General features: G+C 74.5%; 16 protein-coding genes. 7 read left to right on the forward strand and 9 right to left on the reverse strand.

The window, feature by feature from the left end:
- Nucleotides 1–21: 21 nt before the first annotated feature.
- Nucleotides 22–1,245, reverse strand: coding sequence for an FxsB family cyclophane-forming radical SAM/SPASM peptide maturase (locus ABD296_RS17505; RefSeq protein ID WP_344267766.1), 1,224 nt, complete (start codon nucleotides 1,243–1,245; stop codon nucleotides 22–24).
- Nucleotides 1,242–1,436 (reverse strand): hypothetical protein, encoded by a 195-nt coding sequence (locus ABD296_RS17510; protein ID WP_344267768.1) that lies wholly within the window; start codon nucleotides 1,434–1,436, stop codon nucleotides 1,242–1,244. Before ABD296_RS17510 ends, ABD296_RS17505 begins: the two co-directional genes overlap by 4 nt.
- Nucleotides 1,437–1,663: 227 nt before the next feature.
- Between ABD296_RS17510 and ABD296_RS17515 the strand changes: the two genes are divergently transcribed.
- A complete protein-coding gene (locus ABD296_RS17515; protein WP_344267770.1) occupies nucleotides 1,664–2,665 on the forward strand; it encodes an effector-associated domain 2-containing protein in 1,002 nt (333 codons plus the stop codon).
- 2 nt (nucleotides 2,666–2,667) lie between these two features.
- On the opposite strand, the gene ABD296_RS17520 is transcribed toward ABD296_RS17515, so the two are convergent.
- Entirely contained in the window at nucleotides 2,668–3,105 is a 438-nt protein-coding gene (locus ABD296_RS17520; RefSeq protein ID WP_344267772.1) for a nuclear transport factor 2 family protein, read from the reverse strand.
- A 31-nt stretch (nucleotides 3,106–3,136) separates the two neighbouring features.
- Entirely contained in the window at nucleotides 3,137–4,012 is an 876-nt protein-coding gene (locus ABD296_RS17525; protein ID WP_344267774.1) for a TIGR03619 family F420-dependent LLM class oxidoreductase, read from the reverse strand.
- Nucleotides 4,013–4,154: 142 nt separating this feature from the next.
- On the opposite strand from ABD296_RS17525, the gene ABD296_RS17530 reads away from it, so the two are divergent.
- The 5 genes from ABD296_RS17530 (at nucleotide 4,155) to ABD296_RS17550 (ending at nucleotide 11,308) form a co-directional block, all read left to right on the forward strand.
- Nucleotides 4,155–5,024: an SDR family NAD(P)-dependent oxidoreductase gene (locus ABD296_RS17530; RefSeq protein WP_344267776.1), complete on the forward strand. Its 870-nt coding sequence runs from the start codon at nucleotides 4,155–4,157 to the stop codon at nucleotides 5,022–5,024.
- Between the two features lie 74 nt (nucleotides 5,025–5,098).
- Complete coding sequence (locus ABD296_RS17535) at nucleotides 5,099–5,950, forward strand: EI24 domain-containing protein (RefSeq protein WP_344267778.1); 852 nt, start codon at nucleotides 5,099–5,101, stop codon at nucleotides 5,948–5,950.
- A 74-nt stretch (nucleotides 5,951–6,024) separates the two neighbouring features.
- On the forward strand, nucleotides 6,025–7,545 hold the full coding sequence (locus ABD296_RS17540; protein ID WP_344267780.1) for a hypothetical protein: 1,521 nt from the start codon (nucleotides 6,025–6,027) through the stop codon (nucleotides 7,543–7,545).
- 65 nt (nucleotides 7,546–7,610) lie between these two features.
- Nucleotides 7,611–9,788 carry an acyl-CoA dehydrogenase gene (locus ABD296_RS17545; protein WP_344267781.1) on the forward strand — a complete coding sequence of 726 codons (2,178 nt, stop codon included), beginning with the start codon at nucleotides 7,611–7,613 and terminating at the stop codon, nucleotides 9,786–9,788.
- A gap of 86 nt (nucleotides 9,789–9,874) precedes the next feature.
- Nucleotides 9,875–11,308, forward strand: a complete 1,434-nt coding sequence (locus ABD296_RS17550; RefSeq protein ID WP_344267782.1) for an acyltransferase family protein — start codon at nucleotides 9,875–9,877, stop codon at nucleotides 11,306–11,308.
- Here the strand turns inward: ABD296_RS17550 and ABD296_RS17555 are convergent.
- From ABD296_RS17555 to ABD296_RS17575, 5 genes are all read right to left on the reverse strand, one after another.
- A complete protein-coding gene (locus ABD296_RS17555; protein WP_344267784.1) occupies nucleotides 11,202–15,449 on the reverse strand; it encodes an alpha-(1->3)-arabinofuranosyltransferase domain-containing protein in 4,248 nt (1,415 codons plus the stop codon). The genes ABD296_RS17550 and ABD296_RS17555 overlap by 107 nt on opposite strands.
- Complete coding sequence (locus ABD296_RS17560) at nucleotides 15,446–16,828, reverse strand: glycosyltransferase family 4 protein (protein WP_344267785.1); 1,383 nt, start codon at nucleotides 16,826–16,828, stop codon at nucleotides 15,446–15,448. Before ABD296_RS17560 ends, ABD296_RS17555 begins: the two co-directional genes overlap by 4 nt.
- Before the next feature lie 79 nt (nucleotides 16,829–16,907).
- Entirely contained in the window at nucleotides 16,908–17,036 is a 129-nt protein-coding gene (locus ABD296_RS17565; protein WP_344267786.1) for a hypothetical protein, read from the reverse strand.
- Nucleotides 17,024–18,721, reverse strand: a complete 1,698-nt coding sequence (locus ABD296_RS17570) for a hypothetical protein (protein WP_344267788.1) — start codon at nucleotides 18,719–18,721, stop codon at nucleotides 17,024–17,026. Before ABD296_RS17570 ends, ABD296_RS17565 begins: the two co-directional genes overlap by 13 nt.
- A gap of 79 nt (nucleotides 18,722–18,800) precedes the next feature.
- Complete coding sequence (locus ABD296_RS17575) at nucleotides 18,801–20,315, reverse strand: MFS transporter (RefSeq protein WP_344267790.1); 1,515 nt, start codon at nucleotides 20,313–20,315, stop codon at nucleotides 18,801–18,803.
- A 130-nt stretch (nucleotides 20,316–20,445) separates the two neighbouring features.
- On the opposite strand from ABD296_RS17575, the gene ABD296_RS17580 reads away from it, so the two are divergent.
- Nucleotides 20,446–21,508: DUF3068 domain-containing protein (locus ABD296_RS17580; RefSeq protein WP_344267792.1), on the forward strand; the 1,063-nt coding region annotated here is incomplete at its 3' end.

Consider the following 21,508-nt stretch of genomic DNA (forward strand, 5'->3'; position numbering starts at 1 on the left):
GTTGACCCTGTGACCCGCCGGTCAGCGGCCTGGTGCGGCCGAGGCGAGCGCCAGGTCGCGCTGGACGGTCCGGCCGATGTGGCCGATCAGCGCCATCAGGTCGGGGCAGTACACCGACGGGTTGAGGTAGCCGTGCCCCTCCCGGTACCGGTGCGCGTACGCGCCGCCGCCGCAGACGTCACGGATGCCGCACGCCTTGCACGTGTCCGACAACGCGTCCGCGCCGATCTGCCGGGCGACCACGCCGGGATGCCAGAGCGCGTCGTCGAAGCCGCCGTCGAAGACCGTGAGACCGGTCTCGGGCGCTCCCGCGTACGACGTCTTCAGCGTGTCGACCTGCTGGAGCGTCCCGTCGGTGTCGACGACGACCATCGCGACCGGGGACAGGCCGATGTTCTCGCTGCGGCTCTGCGCCCCGAGCAGCAGGTTGAGGATCTCCTCGAACAGCCGGACGCCGGTCTCCTTGCGGGGCGCCCGGTACCAGCGGTCGAACACCTCGATCAGCCACTCGGCGTAGGGCGCGCCGGCGCCGTCGGCGGGGCGCCGGGGCGGCGGGGCGGTCCAGGTGCCGTGCGGAAGCAGGAAGTCGATGCGCGGGGGGCCGGTCTCGATGAGGGCCTCGTACGTCCGGACCGGATCGTTGTCGAGGTCGATGGCGCACAGCAGCCCGCGGTAGAGCCGCCGATGCGAACCGGCGAGCCGGTTCAGCCCGCGCATGACCTCGGCGTGGCTGCCGCGCCCGTTGGCATGGAGCCGATGCCGGTCGTGCCCCTCGCGGTCGCCGTCGAGGCTGACCGACACTCCCACGCCGTGGGCTTCGAGCATCGTCAGCATCGCGTCGGTGAGCAGCACCCCGTTCGTCTGGGTGCAGACCTCGACCTCGCAGCCGGACGGCACCGCCGCGCGCAGCCGTTCGATGGCGTCGGCGATCGCCGCCCGTCCCGCCAGCAGCGGTTCACCGCCGTGCAGGACGACCGTCACCTTGGACAGCGCGTGCTCGCGGACGTGCTCGGCCAGCCTGGCGGCCGTGGCGGCGACCACGTTCGGCGGCATGGCGCGCGGCCGCGTCCGCCATGTCTGGTCGGCGCCCTCATAGACGTAGCAGTAGTCGCAGGCCAAATTGCAGCGGCCGTGGATTTTGAGAACGAACTCCGAGAAGGGCACGGGACGCCACCCGCGTGCCGCCAGCCCGGGGACGTCCAGTCCGGCGAGCGGCCACTCGGGAACTCCGGTGCGAAGAGTCACGCCCTGTTGTCGAAGCCGGCCACGGTCACTTTGCGGGCGCGGCGTTCGTCGCGGGCGCGGCGGACGGCCGCCTCCAGGACGGTGCCTTCCGCGGGGCGCGCGCGCTCCAGGTCCGTGAGCGAGGGCTGGGAACCGGAAAGGGAGACTGCGAGAACGCCCGACTCCGATGCGCTGCCATGAGTACCCGGCACGGCCGTCTCCCCCTCTATGTCCTGCGAAATTGGAAATGGTGTCGCGCTTTTTGCGGGCTAAGGCGCAACAGCCTAGTCCCGCGACGTGACGATCATAGAGACGGGCGCCCTCCGGAGGCGACGATCCGGGGAAGACGCGCCGGGGATTTTTCGGGGTGGGGTTGCCGGTGGTGGCGGGGGTCGAGGACGCTGTGGGGAGTCGGCGTCCCGGGAAGGGGGAGCGGTCCATGGGGGAGGTGGCGCGGGGGGCCGGGCGGGGCTGGCGGCCGGGGGGTCTGTGCGGGTTCCTGGTGTGCGACATCGCGGGGTTCAGCGCGTCGTCGCGGGTGGATCCGGTGCGGGTGAAGGTGCGGCGGGCGATGTACGAGGGGCTCGACCGGAGCCTGGCGGACGGTGCCGGGGTGCGGCTCGACGACTGTTACCACGAGGACCGCGGCGACGGGGTGATGGTGGTCCTGCCGCCCGACGTGCGGATCGAGCTGCTGCTGACGACGGTGGTCGAGCGGCTGCGCGCCGAGGTGCGGCAGCACAACCGGGCGGCCAGCGAGGCCGCGCTCATGCGGCTGCGGGTGGCCGTCAACGTGGGGCAGGCCGAGTCGGACGAGCACGGCGTCGTCAGCACGGCGCTGACGCACGCGTTCCGGCTGCTGGACGCGGCGCCGCTGAAGGAGGCCGTGGCCGCCGCCGCGGCGGGGATCGCGGTGATCGTCTCCGAGCGGGTGTACGAGGACGTGGTGAGCCACGGCCGGGGGCTGGTCGACCCCGACGACTACTACCGGGTCGGCGTCCGGGTGAAGGAGACCGCCGGCGACGCGTGGATCATGGTGCCGGGGACGCGGCCGGAGCGGCCGGCCCCGCCGGCCCCGCCGGCCCCGCCGGCGGTGTGGGAGGGCGGACGGGGCGTGCCCGGCGGGTCGCCGCCGCCGGCGGAGGTGCCCGTGCCGATGCTGTTCCGGATGGTGGACGACCTGATGGACATCCCGCAGATGCGGAACGAGCGGGGCCGCGAGCAGCTGGTCGGGGCGCTGCCGGCGGTGATCGCGGGGGTGATCCCGCGGGCGCCGGAGGCCCGGGGGGACCTGTTCGCCATCCTGCAGACGTGCCTGGACTATCCGGGCGGTCTGCAGCAGCTCCTGCAGGCCGTCCGGGGGTTCGTCGGGGAGTCGATGGCGGTGCAACGGCTGGAGCGGACGACCGCCCGGCTGCTGCTGCCGCCGGGCGGTCCCTGAGGTCAGCCCTTGGTGAGGGTGGCCATGGCGCGGTCCGGTTCCCAGTGGGCGCGCAGCGAGGTGATGAGGCCGGCGTCGTCGACGGTGTAGACGAGGATGCAGTCGATGGACATGGTGGAGCCGTCGCCCATGGTGGTGGTGATGGTGGCCACGTTGGCGCAGCACGGGCCGTTGGCGAACGAGTCGGTGATCTCGAAGCGGAAGCCGCTGATGGTGGCGATGAAGGAGTCCCAGAAGCCGCCGATGCCGTCGCGGCCGCGGTGGCCGGCGCCGGAGGGGTCGAGGAAGGACGGGCCGACGGGGTCCTCGACGAGGGCGTCGGGGGCGAACAGGTCCAGCCACTCGTCCCGGCGGCCGGTGCCGACGGCGGTCATGGAGGCGCGGGCGGCGCGGCGGGCGGGGTGGTCGGCGTCGGGGGCGTGCCAGATGAGGGCGTCCATGGCCGAACTGTAACGTGTTCTCGTTTTCCGGTCAGCCGTTCACCTTCGCGATGACCGACTCGGCGAACCGCTCCAGGCTCGCGATCTTCTTGTCCAGCGGCTCGGTGTCGGGGCCCTTGATGTAGGGCAGCCGGAAGCCGACGATCACGTCGGTGACGCCCTTGTCCTCCAGCCGCTTCACGCCGTCGGCGGTGTAGGCGTCGGCGGAGATGACGTGCACCTCGAAGGGCTCGCCGGCCTTGCCCTCGGCCTCGCGGATCCGGTTCAGCCGGGCCAGCAGGTCGTCGAGGTCGTCCTGCCCGCCGCCGTGCATCCAGCCGTCGCCGCGCACGGCGGCGCGCCGCAGCGCGCCCTCGCTGTGCCCGCCGACCAGGATCGGGATCGGCTCGGCGGGCGCCGGGGTCATCTTGATCGCCGGGATGTCGAAGAACTCCCCGTGGTACTCGAAGTAGCCCCCGGCGGAGAGACCGCGGACGATGTCGACGGCCTCGTCCATCCGCTTGCCGCGCCGCTCCCACGGCACGCCCATCACCTGGAAGTCCTCCCGCCACGGGCTGAGGCCGACGCCGAGGCCGAGGCGCCCGCCGGTGAGGCAGGCGATCGAGGTGGCCTGCTTGGCGACCAGCACGGGCGGCCGGACGGCCAGCTTGAGGACGAACGGGGTGAACCGGAGGGTGCTCGTCACCGCGCCCATGGCCGCGATCAGCGTGAACGTCTCGATGAAGGCCTTGTCCTCGAGGAACTCCCGGTTCCCGTCGGCGGTGTAGGGGTAGGTCGAGTCGGACTCGCGCGGGTAGACGAGCGAGTCGGCCACCGACATGCTCGTGTAGCCGGCCGTCTCGGCGGCGCGGGCGAGCGGCAGGTAGAACGACGGGTCGGTCATCGCCTCGGCGTAGGTGAACCTCATGGCGACCGATAGTAGAACCGGTTTCAGTTCTAGGCCAGGACGATCCCGCGGAACGGGCGGGCCGGCGCTCCGCATCACGGCTTGTGCAAGAAATCACATTCACCCCTTGCTCGTCCCTTCCGGGCGGTGGTTCGGTGGGGGGATGAGGAACAAGATCGCGATCGTGACCGGCGGGACGTCCGGGATCGGTAAGGAGATCGCGCGCGGGCTGGCGCGCGCCGGGTTCCTCGTCGGGATCGTGTGCCGCAGCGAGATGCGCGCCCGGGAGACGGTGGACGAGCTGACCGCCGACGTGCCGGGCGCGCGGATCGAGACGTTCTTCGCCGACCTGTCGGCGCTGCAGGACGTGCGGCGGGTGGCGGCCTCGCTGGTGGAGCGGTTCGACCGGGTGGACGTGCTGGTCAACAACGCGGGCGTGCACATGATGCGGGCGAAGGAGAGCGCGGACGGCTTCGACCGGATGGTCGCGACGAACCATCTCGGGCCGTTCCTGCTGACGAACCTGCTGCTCGGGCCGCTGAAGAAGGGCGCGCCGTCGCGGATCGTGGTGGTGGCGTCCGAGGCGCACCGGTTCGCCGGCCGGCTGGACCCGGGGCGGATGGCGGAGCCGGGCGGCTACCGGGCGCCCGGGTCGCTGCGGGTGTACGGGCGGTCGAAGCTGATGAACATCCTGTTCGCGCAGGAGCTGGCGCGGCGGCTGGAGGGCGACGGGGTCACGGTGAACGCGATGTGCCCGGGGTTCGTCGCGACCGGATTGACCAGGGAGATGCCGGGCAACGCGCGGATCGGCGGGCTGCTGTCGCACACACCCGTGATGCGGACGCCGGCGCAGGGCGCGCGGATGGCGCTCAAGCTCGCGCTGGACGAGGAGTTCGAGGGGCGCACCGGCGGCTTCTACAGCTCGACGCCGGGCGCCGGGCTGGTGCCGGCGGCGGGACCGCTGAAGGACGAGGTGCTGCGCCGGGCGGTCTGGGACCAATCGGCCCGCCTCGTGGGCCTTCCTCCTCGCTAGGCTGTGGGCGTGTGAACCCTGTCCCCCCGAACCAGCCCGCACCGTGGAACCGGCCTCCCGGGTCGCAGCAGCCGATGCCAGGACCGCCGGGTCGGCCGGCGGGACCGCCGGCGCGGCGGCGGGCCGAGCCGAGGCCGTCGGCGATCAAGGACCTGCTCAACGGCGTCGGCTACCTGCTGCGCGGCATCGGCTGGACCGCGCGGCACCCGGCGCAGTGGGCGTTCGGGCTGATCCCGGCGCTGATCGTGCTGGCCGCCTATGCCGCGGCGCTCGTCACGCTGGCGTTCTACCTGGACGATCTGGCCGGCTGGGTGACGCCGTTCGCCGACGGCTGGTCGGACGCGGCGCGGGCGTCGGCCCGCGTGATCGCGGGAATCGCGATCTACGGGGCGTCGGTGTTCCTCGCGGTGCTCACCTTCACCGCGGTGACGCTGCTGGTCGGCGACCCGTTCTACGAGGCGATCGCGGTGCGGGTGGAGGAGTCGCAGGGCGGCGCCCCGCCGGATCCGGACGTCCCGCTGCTGGTGCAGATCGGCCATGCGATCAAGGACACGGCGGTGCTCGGGATCGTCGCGGTGCTGTTCGCGGTGGTGTTCTTCGCCGCCGGGTTCCTGCCCCTGATCGGGCAGACGGTGGTCCCGGTGGTCGCGGCCATGGTGTCGGGCTACTTCCTGGCGGGCGAGCTGACGTCGATCGCGCTGGAGCGGCGCGGGCTGCGGCGCCGGGAGCGGTTCGCGCGGCTGAAGGCCGACCGGCCGCTCGTGGTCGGGTTCGGCGCCGCGACCTTTGTGGTCTTTCTCATCCCGCTCGGCGCGGTGTTCGCGATGCCGGGCGCGGTGGCGGGCGCGACGCTGCTGGCGAGGGAGCGGCTCGCGGACGATCCCTTGGGCACGGCCGGTCACGCCGGGACCGCCGGCCAGGGCTGAGGCGATAGGAAGATGTGTCCTCGGCGTGACGGTCCGCGGAACGAAATGAATGATCTTCGCGTACCGTGTTCCGCATGTCCGATCAGGGGGAGCGCGGTGGGCGCTGGACCGACATGAGCGAGAGCGACGCGGCGGAGCGGCCGGCGGCGCCGGACGCGGGACGCGCGACCGGTCCGCAGGTGGTCTCCTCCGAGCCGAAGATGCCCGAGGTTTTCATGCCCGCACCGCAGGGCCGGACGGAGTTCTCCGAGGACGGCGGGGAACCGCCGCACGACGTCTGGGGCAAGGTCGAGAGCCGCGCCCCGGAGCCCGAGCCCGACCCGGCGTACGAGGCCGAGCCGGAATCCGGCTCGGCGGCGGAGGCGTCCCGGCCCGCGTACGAGGCCGAACCCGCGCCCGCATACGAGACCGAAACCGCACCCGCATCCGAGGCCGAACCCGGATACCCGGCGGGGCCCGGATACGAGGCGGGGCCCGCGTACGAGACGGGCTCCGCGTACGAGGGCCGTGACGAGCGGGCGACCGGAGCCGAGCCCGAACCCGCCGCCGGCGGTCCGCTGCCGGACGCGGAGGACGTGCGCGTCGCGCCCGTCCCCGCGCAGGAGCAGGAGGAGCGGCCCGAGCACGGGCAGGAGGCGCCCGGCTGGGAGGGCTCGCTGTTCGAGGACGGCCCCGGCGGCGCCGGCGCGGACGAGACGCCCGCGGTGCAGGTCGGGCTGGCGGGCCCGGCGAAGGCCGGCAAGCCGAGCAGCGGCAACTGGCAGATGCCGGACTGGATGGCCGACGAGGCCGCGGCGGACGCCAAGCTCGGCGGCTCGCCCGGCGCGTCCCGGGACCCGCTGGACGAGGGCGGCGGCCGGTCCCGGCTGGTGCTGATCGGCGGCGTGGGCCTGCTGGTAGTGGCGCTTCTCGCGGCCGGCGGCGTCTACTACATGACGCACAGGAGCGACGACGCCTCGGCGGACACCGGCGCGAAGCCGGGGCCGGCGGGCGCCGCGGAGCGGCCCGAGCAGCCGCGGGTCACGATTCCGGCGGACAAGCGGCTCAAGCGGTTCGCCGGCAAGCCGAGCCGGATCCTCGGGGTGCTGACGGACGCGGCGTCTGGGCTGTCCTACCCGAGGCTCGCCGCGCCGTGGCAGCTGCCGACCAAGAAGAACAAGCTGAGCACGCCGGGCTGGTCGGGGCAGCAGATCGTGGTGACCGAGCGGCACGGGCAGCAGATGTGGTACGGCCAGCTCCTCACCGGGACGCTGGCGCCGACGCTGCTCGGTGCCTACCAGGGGCCGAAGAGCGTCAAGAAGACCACCGCGCTCGCGGCGCAGGGCTACGAGGAGCAGTACTACTCGTTCCCGCACAAGTCGGCGCCGCTGGCGTCGCAGGCGCTCGACGTCGGCGGGCACAAGGGCTGGCTGATCGCGTCGTACCTGACCTACAAGCGGGCCGGGGTGCGGGCGAACGGGGAGATCGTGGCGACCGCGGTGATCGACACGGGCCGGAAGACGCCCGCGACGGTGTTCGCGTCGCTGCCGAACACGCACAGGAAGCTGTGGCCCGACCTCAACGAGTTCCTCGGGCGGCTGAAGGTCGCGGCCTGACCCCCCTTAAGTACCGAATGTCGTTCTAATAGGCTGGCTCCGATCCCCGACGGAGAGGTGCAGTCATGGCGATCGGGCTGACGGAGGAGCACGAGGCGCTGGCGGCGTCGGTGCGCGGGTTCGCCGAGCGGAACGTCCCGCCCCAGAGCCTGCGCGCCGACGGCGCGCGCGAGGCCGGCGCCGGGTTCTGGCCGGCGCTCGCCGGGCAGGGCCTGCTCGGGCTGCACCTGCCCGAGGACGCCGGCGGCCAGGGGTTCGGGCTGCTGGAGCAGGCCGTCGCGCTGGAGGAGCTCGGCCGGGTCCTCGCGCCCGGCGCGTACACACCGACCGTCCTGGCCTCGGCGATCCTGCACGCCGCCGGGGCCGGGGCCGGGAGCGAAGGCCTGCTCGCCGGGCTCGCGGACGGCTCCCGCAAGGCGGCCGTCGCCCTGTCGGGCGGCCTGGACGTCGACGGAACCAGGGTGTCGGGCACGGTGCAGCCGGTCCTGGGCGCGCCGCTCGCCGACGTGTTCCTGCTCCCGGCCGGCGGCCGCTGGGTGGTCGCCGAACGGGACGAGGTCACGGTCGAAGAGCTGGAGTCGCTCGACATCACTCGCCCGGTCGGCTCGGTGACCGTGGACGGCCTGGACGTCCCGGACGGCCGCTTCGTCGACGCGCCCGACGCCCGCGCCCTCGCGGTCGTCCTGCTGGGGGCCGAGGCGTGCGGGGTGGCGGGCCGCGCCCTCGACGACGCCGTCTCCTACGCCAAGCTCCGCGAGCAGTTCGGGCGCCCGATCGGCCAGTTCCAGGGCGTCAAGCACAAGTGCGCCCGGATGCTCATCGCGGTCGAGCGCGCGAGGGCCGCCGTCTGGGACGCGGCGCGCGCCTTCACCGACGACCCCGACCAGCGCGCCTACGCGGTCGGGGTGGCGGGCGTGCTCGCCGCCGACGCGGCCGTCATGTGCGCCGAAGGCAACATCCAGGTCCACGGCGGCGTCGGCTACACCTACGAGCACGACGCCCACCTCTACTATCGGCGCGCCCTCACCCTGCGCGCCCTGCTCGGCCGGGCGAGCGGGTACCGGGCCGACGTGGCGGCACTCGCGATCGGTGGCGTGCGCCGCCCGATGAGCATCGAGCTGGGCGAGGAGGCCGCGCCGCTGCGGGAGGAGATCCGCGGCCGCGTCGCCGAGATGGCCGCGATGGAACCGCTGGAGCAGCGCGCGGCGATGGCGGAGGGCGGCTGGGTGACGCCGCACCTGCCGAAGCCGTGGGGCCGCGGCGCCGGGCCGCTGGAGCAGATCGTCGTCCAGCAGGAGCTGAAGGCGGCGAAGGTCCGGCCGGTCCCGCTGATGATCGCGGCGTGGGTCGTCCCGTCGCTGGTCCAGTACGGCACCCCGGAGCAGCAGGAGCGGTTCCTGCCGCCGACGCTGCGCGGCGAGATCATCTGGTGCCAGCTGTTCTCCGAGCCGGGCGCGGGATCCGACCTCGCCGGGCTGCGCACCCGCGCGGAGCGGGTCGAGGGCGGCTGGCGGATCAGCGGCCAGAAGATCTGGACGTCCCTGGCCCGCGAGGCGCAGTGGGGCATCTGCATCGCCCGCACCGACCCGGACAGGCCCAAGCACGACGGCATCACCTACTTCATCGTCGACATGGCGTCGGAGGGCATCGACGTCCGGCCGCTGCGCGAGTGCACCGGCGACGCGGTGTTCAACGAGGTGTTCCTGGACGGCGTGTTCGTCCCGGACGAGCGGGTCGTCGGCCCCGTCAACGAGGGCTGGCGCGTCGCCCGCAACACCCTCGCCAACGAGCGCGTCGGGCTGACCAGCTCGTTCCAGCTCGGCGGCGACGTGCCGAAGCTGCTGAGCCTCGCCGCCGAGCTGGGCCTGGACGGCGACCCGCTCGTCCGCGACGGCATCGGCCGGCTCGCGTGCGACGAGCACGCCTTCAACCTCCTCGGCCTGCGCGCCACGCTCAAGCAGCTGTCGGGCACCGACCCGGGCGCGACCGCGAACGTGCGGAAGCTCGTCGCGATGGAGCACGGCCAGCAGGTCACCGAGTTCGGGTTCACGCTGCTCGGCGGCGAGGGCGCGCTGACCGGCGGCTGGAAGGACGGCCTGCGCCCGCGCTGGACCCGCTATCTGCTGGCGTCCCGCGCGATGACGATCGGCGGCGGTACCACCGAGGTCAACCTCAACGTGATCGGCGAACGCATCCTCGGCCTTCCCCGCGACCCCGAACCCGCGGCGCCGGTAAGCCGGTAAGCCGTAAAGGGACGGGCGGGCGGGCTCCCCAGCACCAGGGGGCACAGGGCACACTGGGGTGGCATCGCCGTCCATGGAGAGCGCAGATGTCAGTGATCGACGGCCGGACGCCTGCCGGGGACCGGCCCGCCGCGCGCGGGCCGGTCCCCGGGCGCGGGCCCGCCGCCGGCCGCGGGCAGGTCACCGCCCCCCAGGGCGCCCCGCCCCGGGAAGGCGCGGCCTACGAGGCCGCGCCGTCGCAGGCGACGCTCCGGACCCTGCCGGACCCGCCCGCCCTCCAGGACTCGCCGTCGAGCCCCGGCGGGACGTCGCACCTGGTCGCGCTGGACGGGATCCGCGCCGTCGCGAGCCTGATCGTCGTCCTGCTGCACACCGCCTTCGCCACGGCCATGGCCGCGGACAACTCGATGGTCTGGCGGGTGATCTACAACGGCGGCGTCGGGGTGCCGATCTTCTTCGCGCTGTCCGGGCTGCTGCTCTACCGGCCGTGGGCGCGGAACGCGATCGAGGGCGGCGTCCGCCCGGACGCCCGCGCCTACCTGTGGCGCCGCGGCCTGCGGATCCTGCCGACGTACTGGATCGTCCTCGCGGTCGGCCTGATCGCCTTCAGCCCCGAGCACGCCGCCACGCCGCGCGCGTGGCTGGAATGGGCGACGCTGACCGAGCACTACGACCCTAACCCGTGGTGGGACGGGGTGGGGCCGCCCGGCCTCGGGCCGGTGTGGAGCCTGTCGGTGGAGGTCGGCTTCTACCTGCTGCTGCCGCTGCTGGCGGTGGGGCTGCGCTGGTTCGCCGTCCGGGGCGGGCGGGCCGGCGTCGACGAGCGGGCGCGCCGCCTGCTGATCGCCCTTCTCGCGCTGACCGCGCTGTCCTACGTGACCACGATGGTGCTGCGCGCCACGGTCGAGTACGAGACGATGTTCTACTACGAGCATCTGCTGCCGAGGTCGCTGCTCTACTTCACCCTGGGCATGGCGCTGTCGGTCGTGTCCGTCTGGGCCAAGGCGCGTCCCGGCACGCAGGTCGCGCGCCGGGCCGCCGTCCTCGGGTCGATGCCGGGGGCATGGTGGCTGATGGCGCTGTGCTGCCTGATCCTGGCCTCCACGCCGATCTCGCTGCCGTTCCAGGACGTCCCGCAGAACGTCCCGCAGTACATGGTCAGCGGCGCGCTCTACCCCCTGATCGCCCTCGGGGTGGTGCTGCCGGCCGCGCTGGCCCCCGGCAACCGGGTCACGGTCGCGGTCCTCGGCAACCGGCTCGTGCGCTCGGTCGGGCTGATCTCCTACGGGATCTACCTCTGGCACCAGCCGATCATCCAGGCCTGGTACGACATCACCGGCCGGCCGCTGTGGCACCGGGACTTCTGGGTGCTGTTCCCCGTCACGATGGCCGGCGCGATCGTCGTGGCGACGGTCAGCTACTTCGCGGTGGAGAAGCCCTTCCAGCTGCTCCGCGACCGGGGGCCGGGGCGGCGCCGCGCCGGCCCGGGCCGGAAGGCGGACCCGCCGCCTGCCAGGTGATCCGCAGCCCGCCGCCGGTCGGGTCCGGCAGCCGGTCGGGCGGCGGCGGGGCCGGTGCGGCGGGCGCGTCCGGCTCGTCGGGCAGGGCCGGGCGCGGTCCCAGCACCGAGATCAGCAGGCCGAGGGCGACCAGGCAGAGCACCTCGGGCGCGGCCTCCGTGAGCAGCCGCCAGGGCAGCGTCCGGCCGTGCAGGTCCAGGTAGGTGCCCGCGCCCTGGAGCACGGCGGCGGCCAGCACGGCCGAGACGATCGCGGCGGGACGCAGGTCGCGGCGCCGCCGCAGCAGCATCCCGAGCGCGCACGCGGCCGGGACCGCGACCATCCCGGCGGGGCCGCCGACCCAGAAGCCCGCGAGCGCGGCGATCGCCCAGCCCACGGCACGCGCGACCCGTCCCGGATCGAGCGGCGGCGCGGTGGACGGCCGCGCCGGGACGATCGCCAGCACCACGATCAGCAGCACCAGCAGCAGGCCCGCGACGAGCGTCAGCCGGTAGCCCCGGTCCGGCGCGTAGGTCAGCTTCACCGTTCCGGACTCGCCGGCCGGGACCAGCCACGCCTGGCGCCAGCCGTCCAGCCGGACGGACCGGAGCTGCTTGCCGCCGAGGGCGGCGACCCAGCCGTCGTTGTGGTTCTCGTCGAGTTCGAGGTAGGTGGGCTGGTCCGAGGAGTCGACCGCGATGGACCGGCTGTGGGCGCTCCACTGCTCGATCCGCGGCGCGGCGGCGGACGCGGCGGGCCCCTCGGTCCCGGACGCCAGCACGGCCGAGACGATCCGGTACGGCGACACGGGGGAGACGCTGAGCCGGTTCTCGCCCTGCCCGACCGGGACGCGGCCGCACGCCGCGTAGCGGACGGGAGTGCCGTCGAGGAGGTCGGCGGCCGTCCCCCCGACCAGGCGGGTCCGGACCGTCCGCCCGCCGAGGTCGAAGGACGGGCCCGTGCCGCACTTGGTCTGGAGCGGCAGCTGCGACGGCGCGCCGAGCGGCCGGACGCCCGGGACGGTGACGTCGGTGACCTGGACGCCCGGGGCGTTGGGGAAGGTGATGGTCAGCGTGCTGGTGCGCATCGGCGCGAACCGGAACACGCCGGCGCGGTCGACGATCCCGTCGCGGGTGGTGTCGTCCCCGGCCAGGACGACCTTCTGCGCCTGCCCGTAGGGCAGCCGGACGGTGATCTTCGACAGGTCGGTCTTCTTGCCGAACCGGATCGTCAGCCGCGGGGCGGCGTCGTCGCGGCCGGCGATCCAGGTCGTGCGGGGGTCGCCGTCGAACGCCGAGCGCGCCATGTCCGCCGGATGCTGGACGTAGGTGGAGGACGCCGCGACCCGGACGGGTCCGGAGGTGGTCGCCGCCGCGATGATCTTCGGGTCGGTGAGCACCGCGGAGCCGCCGAGGGTGCGCGCCCCGGACGCGGCGGCGGTGAAGATCCGCTCGAAGGAGCCGCTCTCCCCGCGCCGCGCCAGCTGCGGGTTGCACGTCCAGGTGACCGGGCCGCGCATGCAGGCGTCGGCGTGGTCGTCGGTACCGGTCAGCACGGTGGTGCCGCCGGTGGCCGCCGGGGCGGCGATCGCGCGGCGGGCGGTCACGCCCGGCACGTTCAGGTCCGCGATGGCGACCCGTCCGCCGGTCCGGGACGGCCCGGCGAGCCCGGTGACGCGGATCCGGACCCAGCTCGTGGTGCCGCCCCGCGCGGGCAGGGACTGCGGCCGCCCCGCCACGGCGACGCGGTCGCGGACGCTCCCGGCTTCGGTCTCGACCGCCACCTGGGTGACGGCGGGGCCGAGGAAGTCCGCGTCGCCGAACGTCGCGGTGACGTGGTCGACCGGGATCGGCCGGCTGAACCGGACCTCGAGCCACTCGCCGAGCGCGCCCTTCCAGCCGGAGGACGTCCACTGGGTGGCCGGGTCGCCGTCGAGCGCGGAGAACGGCTGGTTGCTCTGCGAGTCGTGGTTGGACGGCGCCGTGATGTCGGACGCGGACGACGAGGCGGTGACCGACGCGATCCCCTCGTACCGGGCGACCGCCTGGTAGTCGTCCCAGCCCGGCGCGAGGATGTCCTTGACCCGCGACGTCCCCTTGTAAGGCTCGCCCGCGGCGAGGGTGGGCGACTCGCCGTTGCGCAGGTCGGAGAAGTTGGCCTCGCGGCGGCGCAGCGTGTCGGTGACGATGGTGTCGGCGGCGGGGATCGCGTCCGCGCCCGGGTCGTCGTTGAAGACGACCGGCCGGTCGCCGTCGAGCAGCCCGGCGTCGGCGAGCGGCAGCAGCGCCTCGGGCCCGCCGATCACCCGCAGCGGCCGGTCGGCCGGCACCGTGCTCGCGGCGGGGAACGCGTCGGTGACCTCGTAGACCTCCAGCGCCCGGTAGGGCTGGTCGAAGGACCCGACGGCGTCGGCCGGGCCGGGGTCGCCGACCGGCCCGCCGAACGCGGCGCGCTGCACGATGCCGGGCGAGCGTTCGAGGGCCTCGTGCACGCGGGCCGGCCACGCCCCGTCCAGCTCCGCCCGGTTCAGGTCGTTGCGCACCAGCAGGAAGCGCACCCCCATGCGCGCCAGCACCTTGGTGAGCCCCTCCGAGCCCTGGCCGGTCGCCAGCCGCTGGTCGATCGCCCGGGTCAGCCGGGCGGCGCCGGCCGACCCGTACGGGACGGCCGAGCGGTCGGCCCAGCTCACCGACAGCAGGGCCTGGAGCGGGTCGTCCATGGCGCGTCCCCACTGGAAGTCCGCGAACGGCACGCCGGGCACCGCCATGGTCGTGTTGAGGCCGCCCCGCTCGTTGATCCAGTCGGCGGCCTGCCGCCAGTAGGCCGGGACCGGGTCGGGCATGTTGGCGTTCGCGGTGGGGCCGGGGTTCAGCATCGGCACCGCCGCCAGCGCGACGGCCGCGATCGCCGCGAAGCCCGCGTTCGGCCGCTTCCACCAGGGCGCCCCCGCCGGCACCGCGCTCACCAGCCGGGCCAGCCCGAGGACGAGCGGCAGCCGGACCAGGGCGTCGAACTTGTGGATGTTGCGGAGCGGCGCGAGCGCGGTGTCGAGCAGGTCGCGCAGGGTGTCGGCGAACGGCGGGGCGAGCGGCCCGTGGTGCCCGGTCGCGATGAGGACGACGCCGAGGAGCAGCGACAGCACCAGGAAGCCGCGCTCGGGCAGCCCCCGGCGGCCCAGCCCGAGCAGGCCGAAGGCCGCGACCGCGCCGGTCACCGCGACGAGCCACGGGACGGTGGACGCCGCGTGCCCGGCCGGCCACCACGGGTTCGTGTCGACGGGCAGGAACGCCGTCCACGAGGACGTCCCGCGCAGCGTGTTCGCCAGCGAGGTCGTCTGCGTGGTGGTGGTGGCGCTCTCGGTGTAGTCGATGAACGGGAAGATGTACCGGCCCATCAGATACGCCGGGACGAGCCACCAGACCGACGCCGCCGCCGTGCAGGGCAGCCACCATCCGAGCAGCCGCCACTTGCGCGGCCCGCGCGCCCTCGTCAGCAGGTAGACGAGCGGGACGACCAGCACCGCCGCCTCGGCGGCCGCGTTGATGCCGCCGCAGCACACGATGGCGAGGGCGGACAGGGCGGCGGCGCGGCGGGTGCTGCCCGTGCGGGCGCCGCGCACCAGCGGGATCAGGATCCACGGCAGCATCGCGGTCGGCAGGAACTCCGAGGAGTTGACGCCGAGGAGCAGTTCGGCGCGGGGCGCGAGCGCGTAGGCGAACCCGGCGAGCAGCCGCCCGCCGGGGCTCCCGATGCGCATCTCCTCGGCCAGCTTCACCAGGCCGGTTAACGCGACGACGAGCACCAGCCCGAGCCAGAGCCGCTGCGTGACCCACGGGGGCAGCCCGATCCCCTTTCCGAGCAGGTAGAACGGGCCCATCGGGAACAGGTAGCCGTACGCCTGGTTCTGCACCTGCCCGAAGTAGGACGTGGCGTCCCACATGTTCAGCGCCCGGCCGAGGAACCCGCCGGGGTTGAGGGCCATGTCGAGCTTGGTGTCGGGCAGGATCCGCTTCGGCGCGATGGTGAACGCCACGGTGAGCAGCAGCAGCGACGACACGAGGAGGCGCATGCGGTCGCGCATCCGGGCGTCCGGGTCCCGCCCGGTGCCGTCGGCGGAAGGTGATGCGGGGCCGGTCCAGCGGAGCGGTGCGGTGGCCGTCACAGCTCTCTTCCGGGGACGCCGGTGAGCAGCTCGGTCGGGGTAGCGGCGCGGATCCCCAGGACGGTCTCGCCCCGCGCCGCCGCGGCGCGGGCGAGCGCGGCGGGGCCGGTGTTCTCCACCAGGACGGTGCGCTCGGCGGCGCCGGCCGGTCCGGGGCGTCCGAATGTGGCCACGTAGGCCGGGCCGCCGGGGCGGCGGCGCGGCGGGACCCGCCGCTGGGCCCGGATCAGCCGGGCCATCCGGTCCCCGGTGGCCGTCCAGGAGAACAGCCCGGCCCAGTGCTCGCAGGACTCGCGGATCTCCGCGCGCCGGACCGGGTCGGAGACCTCCTTCAGCGCGCGCTCGACGACCGGGGCGAGGTCCTCGTCCGGGCCCGCGAGCCATCCGGTGACGCCGTGCCGGACCGCCTCGCGCAGCCCGTCGACGTCGTGGGCGACCGTCGGCACGCCCAGGGAGGCCGCTTCGAGCACCGACAGGCCCCAGCCCTCGAAGCGGGAGGCGGTGATGTGCAGGTCGGCGCCGGCCAGCAGCGCGTCCTTGCCGGCGGCGGGCAGGTAGCCGTGCAGCCGCACGGTGTCCTGGAGGCCGGCCGCGGCGATCTGGGCGGCCAGCGCGGGCTCCTCGTGGCCGCGGCCGATGACGTGCAGCCGCAGCCCCGGCCACCGGTCGCGCAGCCGCGCGGCCACGTCGATCACCTCGTCCACGCGCTTGGTGGTGACGAGCCGGCCGACGCAGGCGAGCACGGGGCCCGGGGCGGCGTCCGGTGAGGTGCGGCGGCCGCGCGCCGGGCCGGGGGACGCCGGGTGGGCGCCGTTCGGCACGATGAAGATCGGGCCCCGCCAGCCGAGCCGCTCCCGCATCGCGGTGGCGGTCGAGACGGAGACGGCCACGGCGGGGTGCCGCCGGTAGACGAGCCGGGCGACCGGCCCCTCCAGCGCCTTGCCGAGCCACGCCAGCGGCGCGGGGAAGTAGACGAAGAACTGGCGGCCGTGCACGTGGTGGACGAGCAGGAGCACGCGCGTCCGGCGGTGGAGCACGAGCGGCGACAGGTACGGGATGCCGTTCATGCAGTCGACGACCACGTCGAAGTCGCGGCGGTGCCGCAGCAGCCACGCCATCGTCAGCGGGTACCGGGAGTACTTTCCGCCCATCCGGCTGATCGCGATGCCGTCGCGCTCCTCGCGGCGGGCTTGGCCGGCCTCGCGGCTGGTGACGAAGTGCACGCGCGCGCCGCGGTCGCGCAGCTGCCGGCTCATCTGCCAGGCGTACTCCTCGGCGCCGCCGGCGGCGCGCTGCCAGGGGTCGCGCCAGTTGACCATCGCCACCCGCAGCCGGTCCAGGCTCGGCGCGGGCTTCTCCGGGGCCGGGCGCGGGTGCAACGAGCACCGGGCGGGCGCGGCCGCCTGCCCGGTACGGCAGAGACAGTCCGGCGACGGTCGCACCCGGGTGGCCCGCCGGTCAGCGGGTGCCGTAGTTGTACAGCGGCTTGACCTGCGGGTTCGGGGTCTTGGTGGCCACGTGCACCACGGCCACGGACGTCCCGCCGGCGAGCAGCACGCCGATGACGGCAGCGATCAGGATGCGCATGTGGGGGGCTCCCTACTGGCTGGTACGCGCGGGGTGCCGCCCAGACTAGTGGCATAAATAGACATTGACCACAATATGAGCAGCAGCGCCAGAATATCCGCGCCGGCGACCGGTGCCACGTCCGTGCTCGCGGGCCCCGGGGGCGGCGCGGGAGATCCCAGCTGGAACACGGTGAGGTGCCGGCCGGAGAGCACGATCCGGGCGCCGTCCAGGCGTCCGGCGAGCGCGTTCTCCTCCGGGTCGCCGACCCGTTCCAGGACGACGTAACGGTACCCGGATCCGGCGAGCGCCGGGGCCAGCGGTCCCCGGCCGCGCAGCAGGGCCTGCGCCCGCCGCGCCGCGGGGGCCTCGGCGGCGAGGGCCCGGTTCCCCACGCGGAGCCCGTCGTCCCACACCACCTGCCGGTCCAGGACGCGCGGCAGCGGGTCGAGCACGGTGCGGTCGTGGTTCCAGGCGTAGCGGCGGTACCCGCCCCAGGGCAGGTCGAGCACCCGTCCGGGCGCGGGGTCGGCATTGATGATCGCGCGGGCGGCGGCCCAGTCGGCCGGATAGTGCACGGCCCGCAGGTTCCCGGCGGCGCCCCAGGCCAGCGTCGGCAGCAGCGCCACCGGCGCGACCGCCACCAGCGCGGCCAGCGCCGGGTACGCCCGCCCGAGCAGCTCGGCGACCAGGAACGCGAGACCGACTGCCTCCAGCAGCGCGAGCGGCGCGATGTAGACCTGCGCGTCCCGCAGCACCCCGAACCCGGGCCACAGCCCCACCAGCCCGCGCAGCGCGGCCCGGGCCGGCCCGGTGATCCCCGCGCACGCGATCACGAACCCGACCGCGGCGGACACCGCGAGCCCGCGCAGCCGCGGGTCGGCCGAGCGCCGCAGCAGGACGGCGAACCCCGCGATCGCGAGCACCGAGAGCACGAGCCTGCCACCGGCCGTCGGCAGGCTGCCGAACCCGGCCGGCACGACCTCGGCGTTCCAGATGCCGCCGAGGGACAGCAGGCTGCCGAACGCGCCGAACGGGGTGTCGGCGCGGGCGGCGAACAGGTCGACGCCGGCCGGGTCGCTGCTCGCCCGCCCGCTGCCCAGCAGGGCGGGCACCAGCCAGGGCAGCGCCACTCCCGCCAGGGCGAGCGCGGTGAGCAGGGCGGCGCGGGTCCGGTGCCGGCGGCCGTGGCCGCCGAGGGCGCCGCCCGCCGCGACGAGCGCCGAGACGTCCCAGGCCGCGAACCCGCCGACCGCCGCCGGGACCAGCGCGCGGACCAGCCCGGCGAAGCCCCGGCGCGCCGTCACGCCGGTGGAGGCGTGCAGCACCCACGGCAGGCCCGCGTAGCCGAGCAGCAGCGCCCAGTGCCCGAGCAGCAGGCGCTCGGCGACGTACGGATTCCACACGTAGGCGACGGCCGCGGCGATCCGGACCGCCGTGCCCCGCTCGCGGACGAGCCGCGCCGCGCCCGCCCCCGCCAGGACGAAGACCGCCAGCAGGACGAGCTTCTGCACGAGATCGGCCGGGAGCACGGCGGCCAGGCCCGCGACCACCGCGTCGCTCGGGACCTGCCGGGGGAACCCGCCGGCGAGGCCGAACATGGCGTCGTTCGTGGCCGGGCGCGGCACGAACACCATGTCGTAGGAGAGCACGTAGCCGGGGGCGAGGCCGGGGCCGACGGCCAGGCAGCCGAGCGCCAGCGCCACCAGCCCCGGCGCGAGCGCGGCCGGGCGGGGCAGGCGCGCGCGCAGCCGTGCCGCCCGCCCGGGCGGACGGCCGCCTGGGTCAGCGCGCCGGCCGGCTCGTTCCGCCTTCCGCAGCGTGACCTCCGGCTTCAGTTCGGCCTCCGGGGTGGGACGTCGGGACGGGCCCCGCCGGCGGCCGCGGCGCCGCGTCGTCCGGGGGGAGCAGGCGCGCGAGCCCGGCGACGAGCACCAGGGCCGCGATGTTGTAACCGAGGGTATGCGCCACCGCGTGCATGGCGGCCGACGGGCCGTGCGGGCCCCCGGCGAAGAAGATCAGGCCGGCGACCGCGGCGCCGAGCGCGGCGCCGAGCTGCCCGGCCGAGTTGAACACCCCCGACGCGGCGCCGGCGTCGCCGTTCGGCACCTCCCGCATGCTGATGTGGGGCAGCAGCGGGATGATCATGCCCATGCCGACGCCGGTGACGAACAGCCACGGCATCACGTCCCGGCTGCGCGTCGCGTCCTCGGCGGTGCTCACCGCGGCCATCAGGGCGAGGAGCCCGGCGGCCATGACCGCGGCGCCGAGCCCGACGAACCGGCGGCCCGCCGCGTGCCCGTGCCAGTTGGTGAGCTGGGACGTGCAGCCGATGCCGAGCGGCAGCGCCAGCGTCGTCAGCGCCGTGTGCATCGGGGTCCACCCGAGCCCGCCCTGCAGGCCCCAGGTCAGCGTCAGCAGCAGGCAGGTGGTGCCGGACATGACGACGGCGGTGAGCGCGGTCCCGGTGGAGAAGCAGCGGCGCCGCAGCAGGTGCGCCGGGACGAGGACCACCTCGCCGCGGCGCTCGCGCCGCCGCTCGTGCCGGGCGAACACCGCCAGCGCCGGCGCGCTCAGCAGCAGCGCGCCGACCAGCCAGGGCGGCCAGCCGAGCGCGCGCCCCTCCACCAGCGGGCCGATCAGCAGCAGCGACGCCGCGGCCAGCAGCACCACGCCGAGCGCGTCGCGGCGGCCCGGGCGGCGGGCGCCGGCCCGCCCGTCCGGCGGGATCCACCGCCACCCCGCTGCCATCGCGGCGAGCCCCACTGGAACGTTGACGTAGAAGATCGCGCGCCAGCCGAGCCCGCCGAGGTCGGCCGAGACCAGCAGCCCGCCGATCAGCGGCCCGCTGACGGTCGCCACCCCGAGGACGAGCCCGGTCAGGCTGAGCGCGGTGGCGCGCCGCCGTCCCGCCGGGAACCGGGTCGTGATCACCGACATGGCCTGCGGCACCATGATCCCGCCGAACAGGCCCTGGGCGCCGCGGGCCGCGATCAGCATCGCCGGGGTCGCCGCGGCCCCGGCCAGCGCCGAGGCGGCCACGAAACCGCCGACGCCCGCCAGCAGCATCCGGCGCCGTCCGACCAGGTCGCCGAGCCGCCCGCCCGCGACGAGCGTGATCGCGAAGCACAGCGCGTAGGCCGCGACGACCCACTGGCCGATGTCCCCGGACGCGCCGAGATCGCGCTGGATCCGGACCAGCGCCGTGTTCACGATGGAGACGTCGACGGTGTCCATGAACGCCGCCGGGAGCACCGCCGCGAGCGCCGGCCAGTGCCGGGTGGGCGGACTGGTCACCATTCGGGGGAGCCCCTGACGTCATCGGGCCGATATAAGTGCTTCGTGTAGTGTTGCGTCGCGCCGGATGGCCGCGTTCCCGGTTCCCGTTGCTCGGGTCGTCGAGTGTAACGGCAGCTTCCTGGAGGTGAAGATGAGGCGATCCGCACTGATCCTCATCGGTCTGGGCGCCTTCTTTCTCTCCCTCGCGCCGCTCATGCGCTTCTATGTCGCCGACCGCGTCGTCCTCGCGCCGCTGAACCGCTACCAGCTGACCCATCTGGAATCGCCGAACAGCACCTATTTCGACGCCGCGACGCTGAAGACCAAGACCGGCGTCACCCTGCGCGCCGACAACACGGTGCGCGGCGACGTGCGGGCGAACAACGGCAACAACAAGATCGCCGTCTGGGACTCCAGCACCAATATCTTCGACGAGTCCAAGCCGGACGACCCCGTGCAGATCCAGAACTACCGGATCGCCTTCGACCGCCGGACGGGCGTCCTCGTCAACTGCTGCGGCGTCAACGTGGACGGCGACAGCACCGTGCGCATGTCGGGATACGGGCTGCTGTTCCCGATCGGGGACGTGGAGAAGCGCGATTACCCGTTCTACGACATGACCACCAAGCAGCAGGTGCCGATGCGCTTCGGCGCGGTCGAACGCGTCCACGGGCTGGTGACCTACCGCTTCACCCAGCAGATCCCGCTCACCAAGACCGCCTCGGTCGACACCGAGATGCCCGGCGAGCTCCTGGGGCTCGGAAAGGGCAGCAAGAGCCAGAAGGTGGACCGCTACACCGAGTCCTACAACACCGCCTGGGTGGATCCGCGCACCGGCGTCCCGGTCAAGCACCGCGAGAACATCCGCAGCTGGGTGCAGACGCGGGACGGCAAGGGCAAGATGATCGTCGCGCAGGCCGACCTGGTCACCGTCGAGAAGGACCAGAAGAGCCTGGTCGGGATGGCCGACCGGGAGGCGCTGAAGATCGACATGGTGCGCAGCTACATTCCGGCGGGCGCGGTGCTCGTCGGCCTGGCGCTGCTGCTCACCGGCGGCGTCCTCGGGCTGGGGCGCGACCGCACGCCGCCGCCGGTCGAGGCGCCGCGCCGCGCCGACGGCAAGTTCGGCGACGCGGGCCCGGCCGGTCCCCCCGGTCCTGCAGGTCCGGCCGACCCTGCCGCGCCGGGCAAGCCCGACGCGCCGGCGTCCGCCG

Origin of the sequence: Actinomadura napierensis, from assembly GCF_039529375.1 — a bacterium.
GTDB lineage: Bacteria > Actinomycetota > Actinomycetes > Streptosporangiales > Streptosporangiaceae > Spirillospora > Spirillospora napierensis.